Origin of the sequence: Pseudoalteromonas sp. AOP31-A2-14 (assembly GCF_052378035.1) — a bacterium.
Classification (GTDB): domain Bacteria; phylum Pseudomonadota; class Gammaproteobacteria; order Enterobacterales; family Alteromonadaceae; genus Pseudoalteromonas.
This window is the reverse complement of the sequence record NZ_JBQSXI010000001.1, coordinates 2,587,704-2,603,798: the sequence shown is the minus strand read 5'-3', so window position 1 is coordinate 2,603,798 and position 16,095 is coordinate 2,587,704. Positions and strand designations below refer to the sequence as shown.

The window sequence follows — 16,095 nt, the reverse complement described above, 5'->3', positions numbered from 1 at the left end:
CACTCCTTATAAGTGTAAAGTGACAGGGCTTTTTTATTGCTTGGCTTTTAAATAACCTAATAAGGTGCGGGATATTGCCTAAAAATCTTGTCTATATCAGCAAGTAACTCTTTGCTTAACGTTATATTGAAGGCGTCGATATTTTCTTTTAACTGATCATTGTTGGTGGCACCAATAATTGTCGAGGCAACACCATCTACTTGATTACACCAAGCCAGTGCAAGCTGCGCTGGGGATATATTATTAGCTTTAGCAAGTGCGGCATAGGCTTTAGTTGCTTGCTCTGATTGATCAGTATCACGGAAAATACCGTTGCGCTGCGTAAACGTCCAGCGACTACCTTCTGGACGAGCACCATTTAAGTATTTACCCGTAAGTAAGCCTGCGGCCAGAGGTGACCAAGGTAAGTAAGCGATGTCTTCATGAATACATTGCTCCATTAAATACGGCCAGTCTTTTGCGTGAGCGAGACTAAATTCATTTTGAATCGATACCATACGCGGCAAGTTATGTTGCTCACTTAAACGCAAAAACTGACTAACCCCCCATGGCGTATCATCAGAGAGCCCGCAGTGTTTTATTTTTCCTGCTTTTACGCAATCGTTTAAGCCTTCAAGAATATTGAGCATACCTGCGATATGTTGTTCGGTATTCGCATCACTAAAGCGTACTTGTCCTGGCCATTGCTTGGCAAAATGTGGCGAGGTGCGATTAGGCCAGTGCAGCTGATATAAATCAATCACATCTGTTTGTAAACGTTTAAGCGACCCTTCTACGGCGCTCACAATAGCCTTACGAGTAATATCGGCACCATCACGCACCCAAGGCAAACCATTACCCGCAATTTTAGTGGCAAGCACGATATCATCACGTTTTTGTTTGTTACGTGACAACCAATCGCCAATAATAAGCTCTGTTTTACCGTAGGTGTCTGGTGAAGGAGGCACGGCATACATTTCAGCCGTATCAATAAAGTTAACTCCTTTATCGAGTGCATAACTAAGTTGGTCGTCGGCATCTGTTTGATTATTTTGTACGCCCCACGTCATGGTGCCTAAGCAAACGCGTGAAACATCAATACCACTGTTGCCTAGTGGAGTGTAAAGCATAGTTAATCCTTGTTAATCACGAGAATATTTATGAAGCTCACCGAGTAATGTTTCACTTAAGTCAGCTTTTTTGCCTGTTTTAAAGTTAAACATCACCACTTGCGACGAACCGACTGTGGTAATGGCATTTTGTTGTTCGCTAAATACGGTGTAGTGCATCATAAACCTATCTTTATTAATGTCACTAATGCTCACTCCGATCAACACCGTATCAGGAAACGTAACAGGGCGTTTATAACGGGCATTATTTTCGCTTATTACAGGGCCTATACCTGTTTTTTTTAAGTCTCCCAGTAGGTTTATTTGATTTAAAAAATCAATTCGTGCGTTTTCAAAGTAGCGAAAGTACACCACATTATTAACGTGCTGTAAGGCATCCATTTCGCCCCATGCGACATTGACTTTAGTATGAATAGGGTGTTGTTCTATAAACGATTGCATAACAAGAGCCGACTAATAAAGTAAAAACTTAGGTTAGCAATATGTCGCTTTCAGCTCAAGAAAATTAGAAAACTAGAAAACTAGAAAGCTAGCAAAAATGTGCTAGATTGATAAGCTCACGCTTACACTTATTAGTCTTATGGTGAGTGGGTGAGCGAAAAAATACAAAGGAGCTATTATGCAGCATATAACAACAAAAGCAGTTAAATGGTTGGCGATGCTAGTTATAATCGTGTTGGCGCTAGTGTGCTACAGTATGGGAGCAATGTCAGGGTTTGTTAGCTTAGTGGTCCTTGGTTTTATACTTGAGGGTACTTTTTGGTTGTTTTGCGCAAAATTGTTTAGCCGTAAAAAGGGCTTGCAGGACAATAACTAAGTCTAATAACTTGCTATCGTGGATGGTTTAAATAATAATGACTGTACAAATGCACAGTGTTAATTAGCCATTTAATGAAAAAATTTATTCACATTGACATGGATTGTTTTTATGCCGCAGTGGAAATGCGCGACAATCCAGCGCTTGTTAATGTGCCGCTTGCCATTGGCGGTAATAGCCGCAGAGGTGTGCTTTCAACGGCTAATTATGTTGCCCGTGAATATGGCGTGCGTTCGGCCATGTCTAATTACCGTGCCAAACAACTTTGCCCAGACTTAGTGATTGTCTCTGGCCGCATGCAGGTTTATAAAGAAGTTTCTCAGCAAATCCGCGCTGTATTTAAAAAATATACTGACTTAATTGAACCGCTTTCCTTAGATGAAGCTTACCTTGATGTAACAAATAGTTCCTTATGTAAAGGCAGTGCAACGTTAATGGCTGAGCAAATTCGTGCCGATATTTTTTCAGCTACAGGGTTAACAGCTTCTGCGGGGATTGCTCCTATCAAGTTTATTGCCAAAATTGCCAGCGATGAAAATAAACCTAATGGCCAGTTCGTGGTGTTGCCAGAGCAAGTAGATGATTTTTTGGCTCAATTACCACTCGGTAAAATTCCAGGTGTGGGTAAGGTCACCCTCGAAAAGTTAAATTTAAAAGGTTTGTACACCGGTGCTGATGTCTGCGCTAAGGGGGTAAACTGGATGCAGCAGCATGTTGGTAATTTTGGTGTTTCGCTTTATCAAAAATGTGCCGGGCAACATATTGGGCATGTTTCTACCGATAGAATAAGAAAGTCATTAAGTGTTGAACACACTTATGAATATAACAAAAATAACCTTCAAGAATGCCTAGAGCAGCTTCCTTCATTACTAGAGGAGTTAACTCGGCGACTTAATAAACAACAACTCGAACAGCGTATTAATAAACTTAGTGTAAAGGTAAAGTTTGCTAACTTTGTAGTGACATCGGCGGATCAAGCCTATCATCAATTGGATAATCAAATTTTTACTGAGTTATTAACCAAGGCATTTAAGCGCGGTGCAGAGCAACCCGTACGTTTATTAGGGATTGGTGTGGGCGTTAGAAGTGAGCCATTAGTGCATCAGCAGTTGAGTATATTAGATTAAAAGTTTAAGTTAACAATTGTTGTTATTTTCTTTGCCTTAGTGTCGATAACACTATAAAGAGAAAACTCTGCAAACGGTCATTATTGTACTGTTAGAAGCAGGGTTAGTTATTGCTGCGCATTGCAAGAGAAAAATGCTTAAAAAGATCAGCAGCTATAAGTTGTAAGAGCTGTAACAACAACTTGCCAGCTATACTCTATTGATACTTACGTGGCTGGCAAAAGGTACGTAAATCAACGATAATAAGGCCTTCTGTTTTTATACTAGGACTTATTTTATGGCATATCCTCATGCAGTGGCGGCACCTTTATTAGCCTCAGATAAACACGACGCATTGATCATCATTGGTGATGATTTTTCTCATTTAGCCGACCCTGATTTAAGCCAAGCGATTAAAGCGCAGATGAAGGTTGATGCTCGTATTGGCAAGCAAGTTACTTTGCTGATTATTAACGCTAAACGCGTTATTTTAGCACCAACAGGTCCTTTAAATCGTGATTACGACGATGTTCGTCGCTATTTTGATGCCGCAAAGCTTGCCATCAATGAAGCGAAAGCGTCAGGTAGTACACACCCTGCTATTTACTTACCCCAAGCAAGCCAAGATCCGCGTTACCAATACGCACTAGAAGTGGCGTTTTTAGGTGCGTGCCAAGCATTATGGCAGCCGCTTGAAGCCCGTGAACATCATGGGGAGGGTATTGAACCGGTAACTCAAATTGCATTATTTGGTGCGAACCAGCAAACGATTAAAGCCATTAATGCTATTGCGGCTGGGCAATATGCTGCGCGCGATCTGTGTGGCACAGAGCCAGAACGTATGGCTCCTCCACTTTTTGCTGATTATTGCGTTGATTTATTTAAAAACAGCAATGTTAAAGTTGACGTGATAGCCGATATTGCAAAAATAGATAAAGATTACCCAATGATGAGTACAGTTGCTCGCGCTTCTTATGCGGTTGAGCGTCATCATCCACGTGTAGTAAAGCTTGAATACGTACCACAAAGTGAAGTACACCGTACGTTGATGTTTGTAGGTAAGGGGATTGTGTATGACACTGGCGGCGCAGATTTAAAAGTGGGTGGCTTTATGGCAGGCATGAGCCGTGATAAAGGCGGTGCTGCTTCTGTTGCTGGGTTTATGAAGTCTGTATCAGATTATGCTCCTGAGGGCGTTAAAGTGGTTGCTTATCTTGCGGTAGTACGTAATTCAATCGGTTCAGATTGCTTCGTGCCTGATGAAATAATTACCAGCCGTGAAGGTGTGAGAGTGCGCATTGGTAATACCGATGCTGAAGGGCGTTTAGCGATGGGTGATTTACTGAGTGAAATGAAAGATTTAGCTAAAGGTGAAATAAACCCAGAGTTATTTACGGTTGCCACTCTTACTGGCCATGCGGCACGAGCTATGGGCCCATACAGTGCTTATGTTGAAAATGGTCCTGCACGTGCGGCGAATGTATCACGTAAAATTGCTGATTTAGGTGATTTATGGGGAGATTGTGCTGAGGTATCTCGTAGTCGTCGTGAAGATTATAGCTTTATACAGCCGCGCACATTAGCTGATGATGTCTTATCAAGTAATAATGCAGCTTCAGCGGTTACCGCTCGTGGGCATCAATTCCCTATGGCGTTTTTAGCTACTGTAGGCGGTTTAGATAAGCATGGTAGTGATTCTAAGCAGCCATTACCTTATGTACATATGGATATTGCCGGTAGCGGTATTGAAGGTGGCGATTGGCAGCACGGTAAACCAACAGCTGCTACAATTAGCAGTCTGTTTGCTCGTTATTGTTTATAAGTAAAAATAAAAGGCGCGACACAAAATCGCGCCCACGGTTTAGTTTTAAATGTGTAAGCGCTGGTTTATCCGGCGCTTTTTTTATCGGGCTTAAAGTAAGCCACTGCATCTGAAAGTGTTTGGCTACTACTTTTCAAGTTATCGCTGGCTTTGCTGCCCTGTTGCTCTTACTACTTGACTGTCTTAAGGGAGTGGGAAAGGCTGAGCTTTCAATCAGCCTTTGTTGTTTACTTGCTTTACTCTTCATCAAAGTGACGGTTAAAGAAGCTAGTGATGGTTTTATGTAAGTGTGTTTGCACACTTTTACCACGTAGGCTGTGCTTAGAGCCAGGGTAAGTCATCATCTCAAACTCTTTTTCGTTATCTTGTAATTGCTTAAATAATTTAGTCGCGTGAGTAAACAATACGTTGTCATCAGCCATGCCATGATAAACCATTAGTGGGCCTTTTAAGCCATCAGCGTAAGGAAATACGGCGCTGTCTTCATAGCCTTTAGCGTTGGTTTGTGGGTGGCCTAAATATCGCTCAGTGTAGTGGGTATCGTAAAGTGCCCAGTCAGTCACTGGCGCGCCAGAAACACCTGCTTGAAAGTAATCACCCGCTTTAAACATGGTCATTAATGCCATATAACCACCATAGCTGTGACCGTAAATACCAATTCGCTTTGGATCGACATAATCAAGAGTGCGTAAAAACTCAACGCCTTTAATTTGGTCTGCTACTTCAACCTCACCTAGGTGCTTATAAATGGCATCTTCAAACTTTTTACCCCGGTTATATGAGCCGCGATTATCTAATTGAAAAATGACATAACCTTGTTGCGCCATATATTGAAAATACAGATTTTTACTGCGCCAGCTGTTTGTTACACGTTGTGCATGCGGACCGCCGTAAACGTTAACAATAACAGGATACTTTTTGCCATCTGCGACATTGCTAGGTTTAAACAAGCGATAATGCATTGCTTGGCCATCTTCTGCGGTAATGGTGCCGTATTCAGGAGTGACCAAATCATTTAAGTAAGGCGTAAGCGGATGGTTATTATCAAGCTTATTTTCTTCAAGCCAAGTAATAAACTCACCGTTTATTTTGCGAAGTGCAGCAGAACCCGGTTTATTAACCGATGAACTATTATCAATAAATGTTTTGCTATCTTTAGCAATCACAACATTATGATAAGCGCCTTGTTCGGTAATGCGTTTAATTGCGCCTTTTTTAAATAACGGTACACTATATAAGTGGCTTTCAATAGCGGAGTCTTTACGTCCTGCAAAGTAGGCTATGCCTTTTTCCTCATCGATGCCTTTTAAGCTATCAACGACCCAATCACCACTGGTAATTTGGCGGATCATTTTACCGTTAGTGCGATATAAATACAGATGTTTAAAGCCATCACGTTCTGATGCCCACACAAAGTGCTTTTTATCTTTCAAAAACTCTAAATCAAAGTGTAGGTTTATCCAAGTGTCGCTGTTTTCTGTTAACGCGACCTTTTGCTCTTCGCTTTTACTGTTATAAAAACGCAGTTCTAATTTGTGCTGTGAACGATTTTGCCATTGATAAGATAAAGTTTCGTTATCTTTAAGCCATTTAGCACGCGCGATATAGATGTCTTGATCTTTACCTAAATCAATCCAATCCGTTTTTTGATCGTCTATACTGACCACACCTAACTGAATTTTTACGTTGTTTGTGCCGGTGAATGGATAGCGCTGATTGAAAAGCTTTACTTCTTCGGCGTAAATTTCGTTACGAATGGCTTCTTTTACTGGGCTTTCGTCAATGCGGGTATAGGCAATTTTTGATTCATCACCAGACCACCAATAACCGGTCATCCGGCTCATTTCTTCTTGTGCTACAAATTCGGCCATGCCGTTTTTAATGACACCGCCGCCATCTTTACTCAGCTGCACTTCTTTACCTGACTTAAGATTTAATGCGTATAAGTTTTGATCACGAATAAACGAGACAAAGTTACCTTTAGGTGAGAAACGAGCATCGGTTTCAAAGGTGTCGGTTTCGGTTAGTTTTCGGCTTTTAGCTGAATCTACCTGATAGTAATATAAGTCACCATTGAGTGGGAATAGTAAGGCTTTGCCGTCTTTAGACCATTTATATTCTAAAATGCCTTTACCAAAAATACGTTGGCGTTCGCGGCGGGCTTTTTCTTCATCAGACAGGCTTTCGGGGCCTGAAAAAAGCTTGGCTGAATCAACCAGCATACGGTTTTTATTATCTTTTAAGTTGTATTCCCATAGATCGTAGCGGTTGTAGTCGTCGCTTTTACCTTGCAAGTAGGTAACGCGGCTACCATCTGGTGAAAACTTAAGTTGTATAGGCGATTTACCCGCAAGACTCGGATCATCAAAAATACGTTCAAGGCTCAGTGGTTCAGCTTGAACACTAAAAGCGCTTGCCATTAATGGCATCGCCCAGGAGAGGTGTTTTATTTTTTTTAACACGTGATTACCTTTGCTCGAATAAAAACTGCCATGATGGTAATGCCAAGCGTGGGCAACTGCAACTAAATGCTTTAAAGTGGTTAGATAAGAACTTTTAAGGAATATAGCATGACAAGTACAGCGTTTTTATTAGCCCCAGAGCTTACCCGAGATTGTATTGAACTAGCCGACTGGCCACTGTGCAAAGTGTTATTGATGAACGACAGCCAATATCCTTGGTTTATATTAGTGCCGCGTCAAGCTGGGCTAAAAGAGAGTATTGATTTAAATGAACAAGACCAACTTGTTTTAATGCAAGAATCTGCAAAATTAAGCCATTTAATCAAAGAGGTATTTACTCCAGATAAGCTAAATGTGGCAGCGCTTGGGAATATGGTATCGCAATTACATGTTCACCATATAGCGCGCTTTAAAATTGATGCTGCTTGGCCTGCGCCGGTATGGGGTAAATACCCAGCAGTGCCATATAAAAAAGAGCAAATAGCAAAACTAAAAGCCCACTTTTAATCGGTTCTATTACTATATAGGTATATAACTTTTATAAAATAAGGAGCGAGAAATGATATTAATTCAGCGATTTGTTTATGTCGTATTTATCACTGCATTGTTGAGCGCAACCAGTGCCTTTGCAAAAGAACAGGCTATGAATACCCATGCAGTTAAAGCTGCAGCTGTTGGTAATTTAGTTATTCATGAAAATCAAATCTTGTCTGCAGCCCAGCCAACACAAGAGCAGCTTAAAAAACTTGCGAATGCAGGGGTTAAGCACGTAATTAATTTACGAACTGAAAATGAGAAAGACTGGGATGAAGCTAAATTAGTCACTTCATTAGGGATGCAATATTACTCATTGCCAATTTCAGGCGCGCAAGATATTAGCGTCGAAAACGCACAACAGTTGGCTACTGTAATGGGGGAGCTAAAAGGCGAGCCTGTACTGCTACATTGTGCTAGCAGTAATAGAGTAGGAGCTTTAATTGCAATCTCTGCCCATGCAGAAGGACTCGATATAGAATCTTCATTAGCCAAGGGAAGACATTGGGGAATGAGCAGTTTAGAGCCCGTAGTGCGCAAAATAATTACTACAAAGTAACCATAACGAGAGTGTTGACCTTTCAGGATTAAAATTCGTTCAATTTAGGGGCAATTTAATTGCGGTGCGAGACTTATAACCTGGCGGGCTAAGTGAAAATTGAATAAAGTGACGCATCCTGTTCACGCACTTTACCTATATTTATATAGGTAATAATGAGTTAATTATCCCTAAAAACAACTCGTGAGCAGCGCAAATTTAACCTTGAAATATAAACACGCCCTAATAAGTAGTATGCACAGTATCTTGTGCTCAATAAAAAAGCGTTACAGTTTTTAACTGTAACGCTTTTTTAGACTGTTTTTAGGTAATAAATAAGCTGAAACTAGTTAAGGCCCAACACTTCTTTACCTTGTTTAAAGGTAACATCAACCGGAATATTAGCTTCGCTTAGCTTTTCTAAATCTTTAGCTAGTTCTGCTTTGATATTGCCGTGAGTAGCAATAAGTTGATCTACTTTTTGATAATCACCGTCACCTTGCAAGGTTAAAATAAGACGTGAAAGCTTTTCCATCGCCAGACCCATTTTTTCCATATTTACACGATATAAGCCATTGTCATTTTTAGAAAATGCGCCTTCTTGTGCGAAAAAGTTAAAGCGGATCATGTTTGCTTTACCGTGCGCACTTGAAGCGCCAAAACGTACTGAACGGAAGATGCCAGCCATAAAGGTGGTGTAGTAATCTTCAAGTCTGCCTTCGGTGATTTCGCCTTTTTTAAGTAATTGTTCAACCATGTACAACCCTAAAATATCCGCTTTACCTTCTTCAAGGGCACTGGCGTGCTCTTGAAGAGACTGACGAACGGTACCCCTACCGGTTAGAGTATTTTTTATACCTAAACCATGAGCCACTTCATGAAACATAGTATTGGCAAAAAATGCGTCAAAGGTAATATATTTACGTTGTTCAGGAGCAATTAACTGCTCTGAAATTGGCACTAAAATTTTATCAAATTTAGCACGCATAGCATTTTTAAGTTGTAAACGGCGGGTGCCTTTTTCTAACTGCACTTGTTCATCATTAGGTAGGTTAATGGCGATTGTTTTACTACCCGCATTTGAATGCCCGGCGTAGTAAATTACATCGTAAGCATTTAAGTCGGCATCAGAGCCAGGTACTTCTTGCTTGTATTTTTCATCAACGGGTAGGCCCTTTTGTAACTCAGGTAGAAAGGCTGCGAACTTTGCTAAACGTTCTGACCACTTTAAATCTTTAATAAGTACATACGATTCGAACGCTGCGCGATAACCAAATAATTGGTCTTCATAGGTTTCGATAGGGCCAATAACGATATCAATAGGATTATTTTTCATATCCATCCAAGCAAAGTCTGATGCTTGGTACTGGTCGTTTTGTAGAGCGCTTGCGCGTAAGTTTAGATAGTTTGCAAACTCTTTATCATCAGCTAAAGCGCTAGCTTCACGTAGTAAGTTAGCCGCTTTTTCAAGTGGTTCTGCGTATTCCTGTGAATAAGCGACACTGAAAAGTTTGCCGGTATCATCACGCTTTATTACAGAATACAAATCGGTTTTTTCATCAACGTCAGCATTATTTAGCTCTTCTTTTGTGATATCTGCAGGGTAAAATTGGGCGCCAGCTGCTTTTTCTTCAAAGCCAGACAAAAATACTTTATCGCCATTTAAGCGATCCCAAGGACCGTAGTTTATATCAGCAAACTTTTTCACTTTGTCATCGCTGATGTTACTTAATAGCTCGTCTTTACCTTCACCAAAGGCTTGACGCCAAAAAAGCTCATCCATTACTTTTGAAGCATCAATAAGCTTGGCAATCATTTTCTTTTGATTCGCGCTTAAGTGCGATAAATCACTGGTAAGCGTAAAGTCGGTGTAGATATCAAGGCGGCTTTGCTCGGCATTAACCAGTTTGATGCCGGGTTTTACAGGGGAAGCCGCTTTTTTTTCAACATCAGCGGTTGATTCTTTTTTAGGAGAAGGGGCTTGCTCAGAGCATGCGCCAAGAAAAACTGCACCGCTTAAAATCAGTGCTTGGCTAATTTTATTAATAATCATTACATTGCCTGTTAAAAGATATGAGAGGTAATAGTACGTTAAACCAATATTGATTACTGGGTACTACATTATAGTTATTAAACAAAACTCAGTATTAAATAGCAAGTACAAAACAGTTCTGTATTTTTCAACTTTAACGGTAACTCTTAGTCAACACGGGATTAAATATCTTTGTAGCTGCTAATCAAAAAAGAATGTCACATTTACGGCAATAGAAAACGCTTTAATGACCATTTTGGTCGTCTGAATAAATAATAACACCTTGGTTCTTGCTACCTTGTCTGAAATTGCAGTAAATTGATGTGCTACCTATTGTAATTGAAGTAGAGTGTCGTCAAGTTATTGATAAGTATGCAGTATTAAAAGCTATATCGATAAAGGGATTATACCTCGCTTGGAATATTCACTACCGATGAATACCATGCAAGGATAGATGATGTGAAAATAGTATTTGGTTAATACAAAAATAAGTTAACAACTAATTAAACGAAAAAGCGCCATTGATATCAATGGCGCTTTTTCATTAAGGTTTACGTAAAAAGATCACGTTAAATCTTCAACGTCACCTAAACCTGCGGTGAGTTCTTCTAGTAATTGCTTAATTTCCTCAGAAGCTAAAATAAAGTCAGCGTCGAGCTTCACTGCCATATCTTCTTTAGGAATATCAGCATTTTCTTCTTTAAGCGTTTCTGAATAGCTTAAACGTTTAATTGAACCGTCATTTTGTAGCATAAATTTCAAACGTTCTTGCCAATCAAGTGCAAGCTTAGTGACACGCTTACCATTTTCAAGGTGAGCTTTAACTTCATCACAGCTTAGGTCATGGCCTTTTAGTTTAACTTGTGCACCGCTATCATCAGCCTCTTCAAGTTCAGCATCAGCGCCAATAGCAAAGCCTTCAGGGGTAGTAAAGTTGGTAAGCCAGTCAGTCAAAAATACATCTAAGTCATAGTTTGCAAAGGCTGGTACAACAGGCAGTGTACCCAGTGACTTACGAAGTAGTGCGAGTAGTTCTTCGGCTTTATTAAAGCTACTGCTATTAACGACTACCCAGCCATTTTCTTGGTCAATAAAGGCAAATTGTAAGCTTGATTTTTTAAAGGCTTGTGGCAAAAGGGTGTGAAGAATGTTTTCTTTTAGTTCGTCTTTTTCTTTTTTCTTAACAGGTCGATTTTCTTCTATTTCAATTTGCTCTATTTTTTCAACAACCAACTCATTAATAACAGCTGCGGGTAATACTTTTTCTTCACGTTTTGCACACACTAAAATACTTTTTTGTGAAAAGTGCGATAATGTTTGGCCATGTTTACCAAATGCCTTGGTCCAACCAAATGTAGAGAGATCTTGGCCACCACATGAACGGAATAGATCCTGTTCGAGAGCTGTTTCAAAGTCTTCTTGCGTATACGATACGTCTTGCTTAAAGCGGTAACAAATTAAGTTACTAAACCACATAATAAGGAATGTCCTGTGTATAAAATTGCCTAATCATAGCAATAAAAGGCTAGCCCTGAAATGAATGATTGTGCCATGAATGGGGATTTAATTACTTACCGATTAAACATTGAAAGTGGTTTACGCATGTTTTTTAAAAAGCTAATGCGATAATGCAGTCCATTGTCTGGTGAGCTGGTAACATCAATATCGCCACAGACAGTTTTTTGCCAAGGTTAAATGTAATATTAATTTATGAATTTTCCATATTAGTATGCGCCGACTCCACAATAGCTCGAAAGTAAGTAGTGCACGCAAATAAGTGTGTCACCGCTAGGATTATGCAAGCCTGTAATGGGCGTGAGGCGTTAGAGTTATAAAATCAATATAGTTTTGACTTACTTCATTTAGATTTTATCGTGCCAGAAGTCGATGATGTGAAAGTATTAGAAACTATTCAAGAGCAAAAAATAGTATGTTTTGTATTGGTGATCTCCGCGAATATACAAACAAAAATGAAACAACGCATCGTTAACTAAGGCGCTATAGATTTTATTAATAAGGCAGTTGATAAAAAGAGGTTGAAAAAACACTGCATAAATTTGGCACCTTATCGTTTTCTTTATAACCAAACAGCATAATTTATCTTTTTAAGTGGGGTTGACAGAATAGGACTGTTTAAGGCAGTCTACAGGCTATGAAAATAAATAATCACGTACTGACCACTATTATTATTACAACCACCATTCTTACTGGATAGTGGCATAGGTCGGTGCAACAAATTTAAAGGCCTGTGTTCACTAAGAACATAGGCCTTTTTTCGTTTTATGGGATGAGGAACATAAAAAATGCGCGTATTAAAATTTGGTGGGTCATCACTTGCCGACTTTGCTTGCTTACAGCAAGTAGCTCAATTAGTTAAAACACAATTAAAAGATGAAATGTTATTGGTGCTTTCAGCGCCCGGCGGTATGACAGATTCGTTAGTTACACTCGCCGCTAGTGCTGAGCAAGGCGATGATTATAGCGAACTTTGGCAAGCCTTAGTTGAGCGCGCTGAAAGTTTAAAGGCAGCGGTTGAAGCCGAATACGGCCAGCTTGAAAACTGGCCAAATTTAAATGAACTTAAAGAGAAACTAGCCGGCGTTAAATTAATAAAATGTTGTCCAGACCAAGTTCGCGCATTTGTGATTAGTTTTGGCGAGCGCATTAGTGTATCACTGATGCAGCGTTTATTGAGTGATAACAATGCCCATTACCTTGAAGCAACCAATTGTATCGCCTCGACGGGTGGTCACATTGATGCCGAAGCTGATTTAGTTACCAGTAAAGTACGTTTTCAAGCTGCCTTAAAAGCAAACCCGGCCACTATTTATATTATGCCTGGTTTTACAGCGAGCAATGAACAAGGCGAACTAACAACACTTGGCCGTAATGGTTCAGATTATTCAGCGGCCATTGCCGCTGCCTGTTTAGAAGCCGATGTTTGCCAAATTTGGACAGACGTTGATGGCGTATATAATGCGGATCCGCGCTATATCAAAAAAGCCACTAAAGTTGATTTTTTATCGTATAAAGAAGCCATGGAGCTTTCTTATTTTGGTGCTAAAGTATTACATCCAAAAACAATTTTACCGTGCGCGAAAGCGGGTGTGCCATGCGAAATTAAAAATACCCATAACCCGCTAGCTGAAGGGTCATTGATCAGTAATGATAATGTGTCATCAGAGTCTGTAAAAGCGCTTTCAAGCTTACAAAATCTTGCAATGCTAACGGTTTCAGGCCCAGGCATGAAAGGTAAAGTGGGTATGGCGTCAAAAGTATTTAATGCGCTTGCTCACGATAACGTGTCAATTGTTTTAATCACCCAGTCGTCATGTGAATTTAGTATTAGCTTTTGTGTGCATGAAACAGATTTATCATTTGCTCTTGCTGCGTTGCAATCAGCCTTTGAACTCGAGTCAAAAGCGGGTTTAATTGAGCCAGTGCAAGTACAGCGTAACCTAGCTATAGTGACTTTAGTTGGTGACAACATGCGTGCGCATCGCGGCTTAGCGGCTAAGTTTTTTTCGTCTTTATCACAAGCACAAGTAAACATTGTTGCCATTGCCCAAGATTCTACAGAAAGTGCTATTTCGGCGGTGATCGACGGCGAGCTGTGTAACGATGCTGTAAAAGTGTGCCATGAAAACTTCTTTACTCATATTCCATCAATCGATGTGTTTTTACTAGGCTGTGGTTTAGTAGGTCAAGAGCTTATTCAGCAATTAGAGCGCCAACAAGCATGGCTTGAAAAGCGTAACATTAAACTTAACTTGTATGGTGTAGCAAACTCCCGTCAATTACACCTTGATAGCGAAGGTATTGCTTTTGATGATTGGCAGCAAAAGTTAGCAGATTCAGAGCAAAGCTTTGATTTAAAACTAGTCGAACAATTTGTTAAACAAAACCATTTAATTAACCCTGTATTGGTTGATTGTAGTTCATCAGATGCGCTTGCCGGGCAATATGTAGACTTTTTAAATGCCGGTTTTCATGTTGTTGCTGCTAATAAGAAAGCCAATACCAGTTCTTATGCTTATTATCAGGAACTTGTTGCAGCAACACATAAAAATAGCCGTAAATTTTTATATGAAACTAACGTTGGTGCTGGTTTGCCGGTACTTGATAACTTGCAATTGCTGTTTAGTGCAGGTGATGAGTTATTAAAATTCAGCGGTATTTTATCAGGTTCACTTTCTTATATGTTTGGTGCTTTACAAGATGGCCTATCATTATCAGAGGCAACACAAAAAGCCAAAGAAAGTGGCTTTACAGAGCCAGATCCTCGTGATGATTTATCAGGTACTGACGTGGCGCGTAAGCTACTAATCATTGCACGTGAATCGGGGTTACCACTTGAGCTTAATGATATCGAAGTGGAGTCAGTATTGCCTGAAGGTTTTGCCGAAGGCGAAAGTATTGATGAGTTTATGGCAAAACTGCCAAGTTTAGATGCCGCTTTTAATGATCGCATTCAAAGCGCAGCTAACGAAGGTAAAGTATTGCGTTATGTTGGCACTATTGAAGATGGTCACTGCAAAGTAGGTATTGAAGCCGTTGATACTAAGCATGCCCTTTATGATATTCGTGACGGCGAAAATGCCCTCGCTATTTTAAGTCAATATTATCAGCCGCGCCCATTCGTTATTCGTGGTTATGGTGCAGGCTCTGAAGTAACAGCGGCAGGTGTGTTTGCTGATATCTTAAAAACATTGTCGCGCTAGGAGAGCATTATGATCGAAGTTTATGCCCCTGCTTCAATTGGTAACTTTTCCGTAGGTTTTGATGCTCTTGGCGCGGCACTTGCGCCTATCGATGGTACATTACTTGGCGATGTAGTTGCAGTAAGTCCTGCGACAACTGACGAATTTACTTGCTCAGGCGACTATGCTCATAAGTTACCGGGTAATGTTAAGGAAAACTTAGCATATCAATGTTTAGTGCATTTTCGCGAACACATAATGCCAAGTATGCCGTGCGTCAAGCTCGAGCTTAAAAAGAATTTACCAATTGGTTCTGGGCTTGGTTCAAGTGCGTGCTCCGTAGTCGCGACTTTTGCTGCCCTTGATAAATTTGCGGGTACAAAACTTAGCCAAGTTGAATTAATTGAATTGATGGCCGATTTTGAAGCTATAGTCAGTGGCGGTCGTCATTACGATAATATCACCCCCTGTTATTTAGGTGGTTTACAACTAACAGGTGATTTAATTCCCAATAAATCAATTAGCTTACCCGTTGATGAAAACTGGTATTACGTTGCTGCCTTTCCAGGGTTTTCACTAAATACCGCTAAAGCACGCTCAGTGTTACCTAAAGAATTAAGCATGCATGCAAGTGTTGAGTTTGCACAGCGCTTATCGGCGTTTAGTAGCTTATTACTGGCTAAGCGTTTTGATGATGCGCTTAGTATCATGAGTGATGAAATAGCTGAACCCTACCGAGCGCCACTTATTCAAGGCTTTAGTGAAGCTAAAGCAACACTGCCAGAACTTGGCGCTGAAATCATTAGCATTTCAGGCGCAGGGCCTACATTATTTGCACTGTGTAAAAGTGTAGATGCGGCCAAGGAATGTGCAGCATGGCTTGAACAAAACTATATTAATGAACAAGGCTTTTGCCATGTTTGTAAGCTTGATAATGCGGGCACACGTCAGTTGTAAAGAGTTAAAGGAAATTAG

General features: G+C 40.3%; 12 protein-coding genes. 7 read left to right on the top strand and 5 right to left on the bottom strand.

Annotated features, from left to right (window positions below):
* Positions 1-56: 56 nt before the first annotated feature.
* Entirely contained in the window at positions 57-1,109 is a 1,053-nt protein-coding gene (locus ACT3S9_RS12050) for an aldo/keto reductase (RefSeq protein WP_441836485.1), read from the bottom strand.
* A 12-nt stretch (positions 1,110-1,121) separates the two neighbouring features.
* The gene (locus tag ACT3S9_RS12045) at positions 1,122-1,550 is read right to left on the bottom strand and encodes an acyl-CoA thioesterase (RefSeq protein WP_441836484.1); all 429 of its coding nucleotides are present in this window, start codon (positions 1,548-1,550) and stop codon (positions 1,122-1,124) included.
* Positions 1,551-1,728: 178 nt separating this feature from the next.
* On the opposite strand from ACT3S9_RS12045, the gene ACT3S9_RS12040 reads away from it, so the two are divergent.
* From ACT3S9_RS12040 to ACT3S9_RS12030, 3 genes are all read left to right on the top strand, one after another.
* Positions 1,729-1,926 carry a hypothetical protein gene (locus ACT3S9_RS12040; protein WP_441836483.1) on the top strand — a complete coding sequence of 66 codons (198 nt, stop codon included), beginning with the start codon at positions 1,729-1,731 and terminating at the stop codon, positions 1,924-1,926.
* Positions 1,927-2,000: 74 nt separating this feature from the next.
* Positions 2,001-3,053, top strand: coding sequence for a DNA polymerase IV (gene dinB / locus ACT3S9_RS12035; RefSeq protein ID WP_441836482.1), 1,053 nt, complete (start codon positions 2,001-2,003; stop codon positions 3,051-3,053).
* Between the two features lie 277 nt (positions 3,054-3,330).
* The gene (locus tag ACT3S9_RS12030) at positions 3,331-4,854 is read left to right on the top strand and encodes a M17 family metallopeptidase (protein WP_441836481.1); all 1,524 of its coding nucleotides are present in this window, start codon (positions 3,331-3,333) and stop codon (positions 4,852-4,854) included.
* A 236-nt stretch (positions 4,855-5,090) separates the two neighbouring features.
* Here ACT3S9_RS12030 and ACT3S9_RS12025 read toward each other — a convergent pair whose 3' ends face one another.
* Entirely contained in the window at positions 5,091-7,316 is a 2,226-nt protein-coding gene (locus ACT3S9_RS12025) for a DPP IV N-terminal domain-containing protein (RefSeq protein ID WP_441836602.1), read from the bottom strand.
* Between the two features lie 108 nt (positions 7,317-7,424).
* On the opposite strand from ACT3S9_RS12025, the gene ACT3S9_RS12020 reads away from it, so the two are divergent.
* Complete coding sequence (locus ACT3S9_RS12020; RefSeq protein WP_441836603.1) at positions 7,425-7,823, top strand: HIT domain-containing protein; 399 nt, start codon at positions 7,425-7,427, stop codon at positions 7,821-7,823.
* Positions 7,824-7,875: 52 nt separating this feature from the next.
* Entirely contained in the window at positions 7,876-8,409 is a 534-nt protein-coding gene (locus ACT3S9_RS12015) for a fused DSP-PTPase phosphatase/NAD kinase-like protein (protein WP_441836604.1), read from the top strand.
* A gap of 325 nt (positions 8,410-8,734) precedes the next feature.
* Here ACT3S9_RS12015 and ACT3S9_RS12010 read toward each other — a convergent pair whose 3' ends face one another.
* Together ACT3S9_RS12010 and rdgC are read right to left on the bottom strand one after the other, a co-directional pair.
* Positions 8,735-10,441: a dipeptidyl-peptidase 3 family protein gene (locus tag ACT3S9_RS12010; protein WP_441835371.1), complete on the bottom strand. Its 1,707-nt coding sequence runs from the start codon at positions 10,439-10,441 to the stop codon at positions 8,735-8,737.
* A gap of 543 nt (positions 10,442-10,984) precedes the next feature.
* Positions 10,985-11,896: a recombination-associated protein RdgC gene (gene rdgC, locus ACT3S9_RS12005; RefSeq protein WP_441835372.1), complete on the bottom strand. Its 912-nt coding sequence runs from the start codon at positions 11,894-11,896 to the stop codon at positions 10,985-10,987.
* An 827-nt stretch (positions 11,897-12,723) separates the two neighbouring features.
* On the opposite strand from rdgC, the gene thrA reads away from it, so the two are divergent.
* Positions 12,724-15,141 carry a bifunctional aspartate kinase/homoserine dehydrogenase I gene (gene thrA, locus ACT3S9_RS12000; RefSeq protein WP_441835373.1) on the top strand — a complete coding sequence of 806 codons (2,418 nt, stop codon included), beginning with the start codon at positions 12,724-12,726 and terminating at the stop codon, positions 15,139-15,141.
* A 9-nt stretch (positions 15,142-15,150) separates the two neighbouring features.
* Positions 15,151-16,077: a homoserine kinase gene (gene thrB / locus ACT3S9_RS11995; protein ID WP_441835374.1), complete on the top strand. Its 927-nt coding sequence runs from the start codon at positions 15,151-15,153 to the stop codon at positions 16,075-16,077.
* Positions 16,078-16,095: the final 18 nt, after the last annotated feature.

Excerpts from the sequence above, each read along its gene's own strand:
- ACT3S9_RS12010 (WP_441835371.1), bottom strand. The coding sequence starts at position 10,441 with ATGATTATTAATAAAATTAGCCAAGCACTGATTTTAAGCGGTGCAGTT.
- ACT3S9_RS12050 (WP_441836485.1), bottom strand. The coding sequence starts at position 1,109 with ATGCTTTACACTCCACTAGGCAACAGTGGTATTGATGTTTCACGCGTT.
- ACT3S9_RS12045 (WP_441836484.1), bottom strand. The coding sequence starts at position 1,550 with ATGCAATCGTTTATAGAACAACACCCTATTCATACTAAAGTCAATGTC.
- rdgC (WP_441835372.1), bottom strand. The coding sequence starts at position 11,896 with ATGTGGTTTAGTAACTTAATTTGTTACCGCTTTAAGCAAGACGTATCG.
- ACT3S9_RS12020 (WP_441836603.1), top strand. The coding sequence starts at position 7,425 with ATGACAAGTACAGCGTTTTTATTAGCCCCAGAGCTTACCCGAGATTGT.
- thrB (WP_441835374.1), top strand. The coding sequence starts at position 15,151 with ATGATCGAAGTTTATGCCCCTGCTTCAATTGGTAACTTTTCCGTAGGT.
- thrA (WP_441835373.1), top strand. The coding sequence starts at position 12,724 with ATGCGCGTATTAAAATTTGGTGGGTCATCACTTGCCGACTTTGCTTGC.
- dinB (WP_441836482.1), top strand. The coding sequence starts at position 2,001 with ATGAAAAAATTTATTCACATTGACATGGATTGTTTTTATGCCGCAGTG.
- ACT3S9_RS12040 (WP_441836483.1), top strand. The coding sequence starts at position 1,729 with ATGCAGCATATAACAACAAAAGCAGTTAAATGGTTGGCGATGCTAGTT.
- ACT3S9_RS12015 (WP_441836604.1), top strand. The coding sequence starts at position 7,876 with ATGATATTAATTCAGCGATTTGTTTATGTCGTATTTATCACTGCATTG.
- ACT3S9_RS12030 (WP_441836481.1), top strand. The coding sequence starts at position 3,331 with ATGGCATATCCTCATGCAGTGGCGGCACCTTTATTAGCCTCAGATAAA.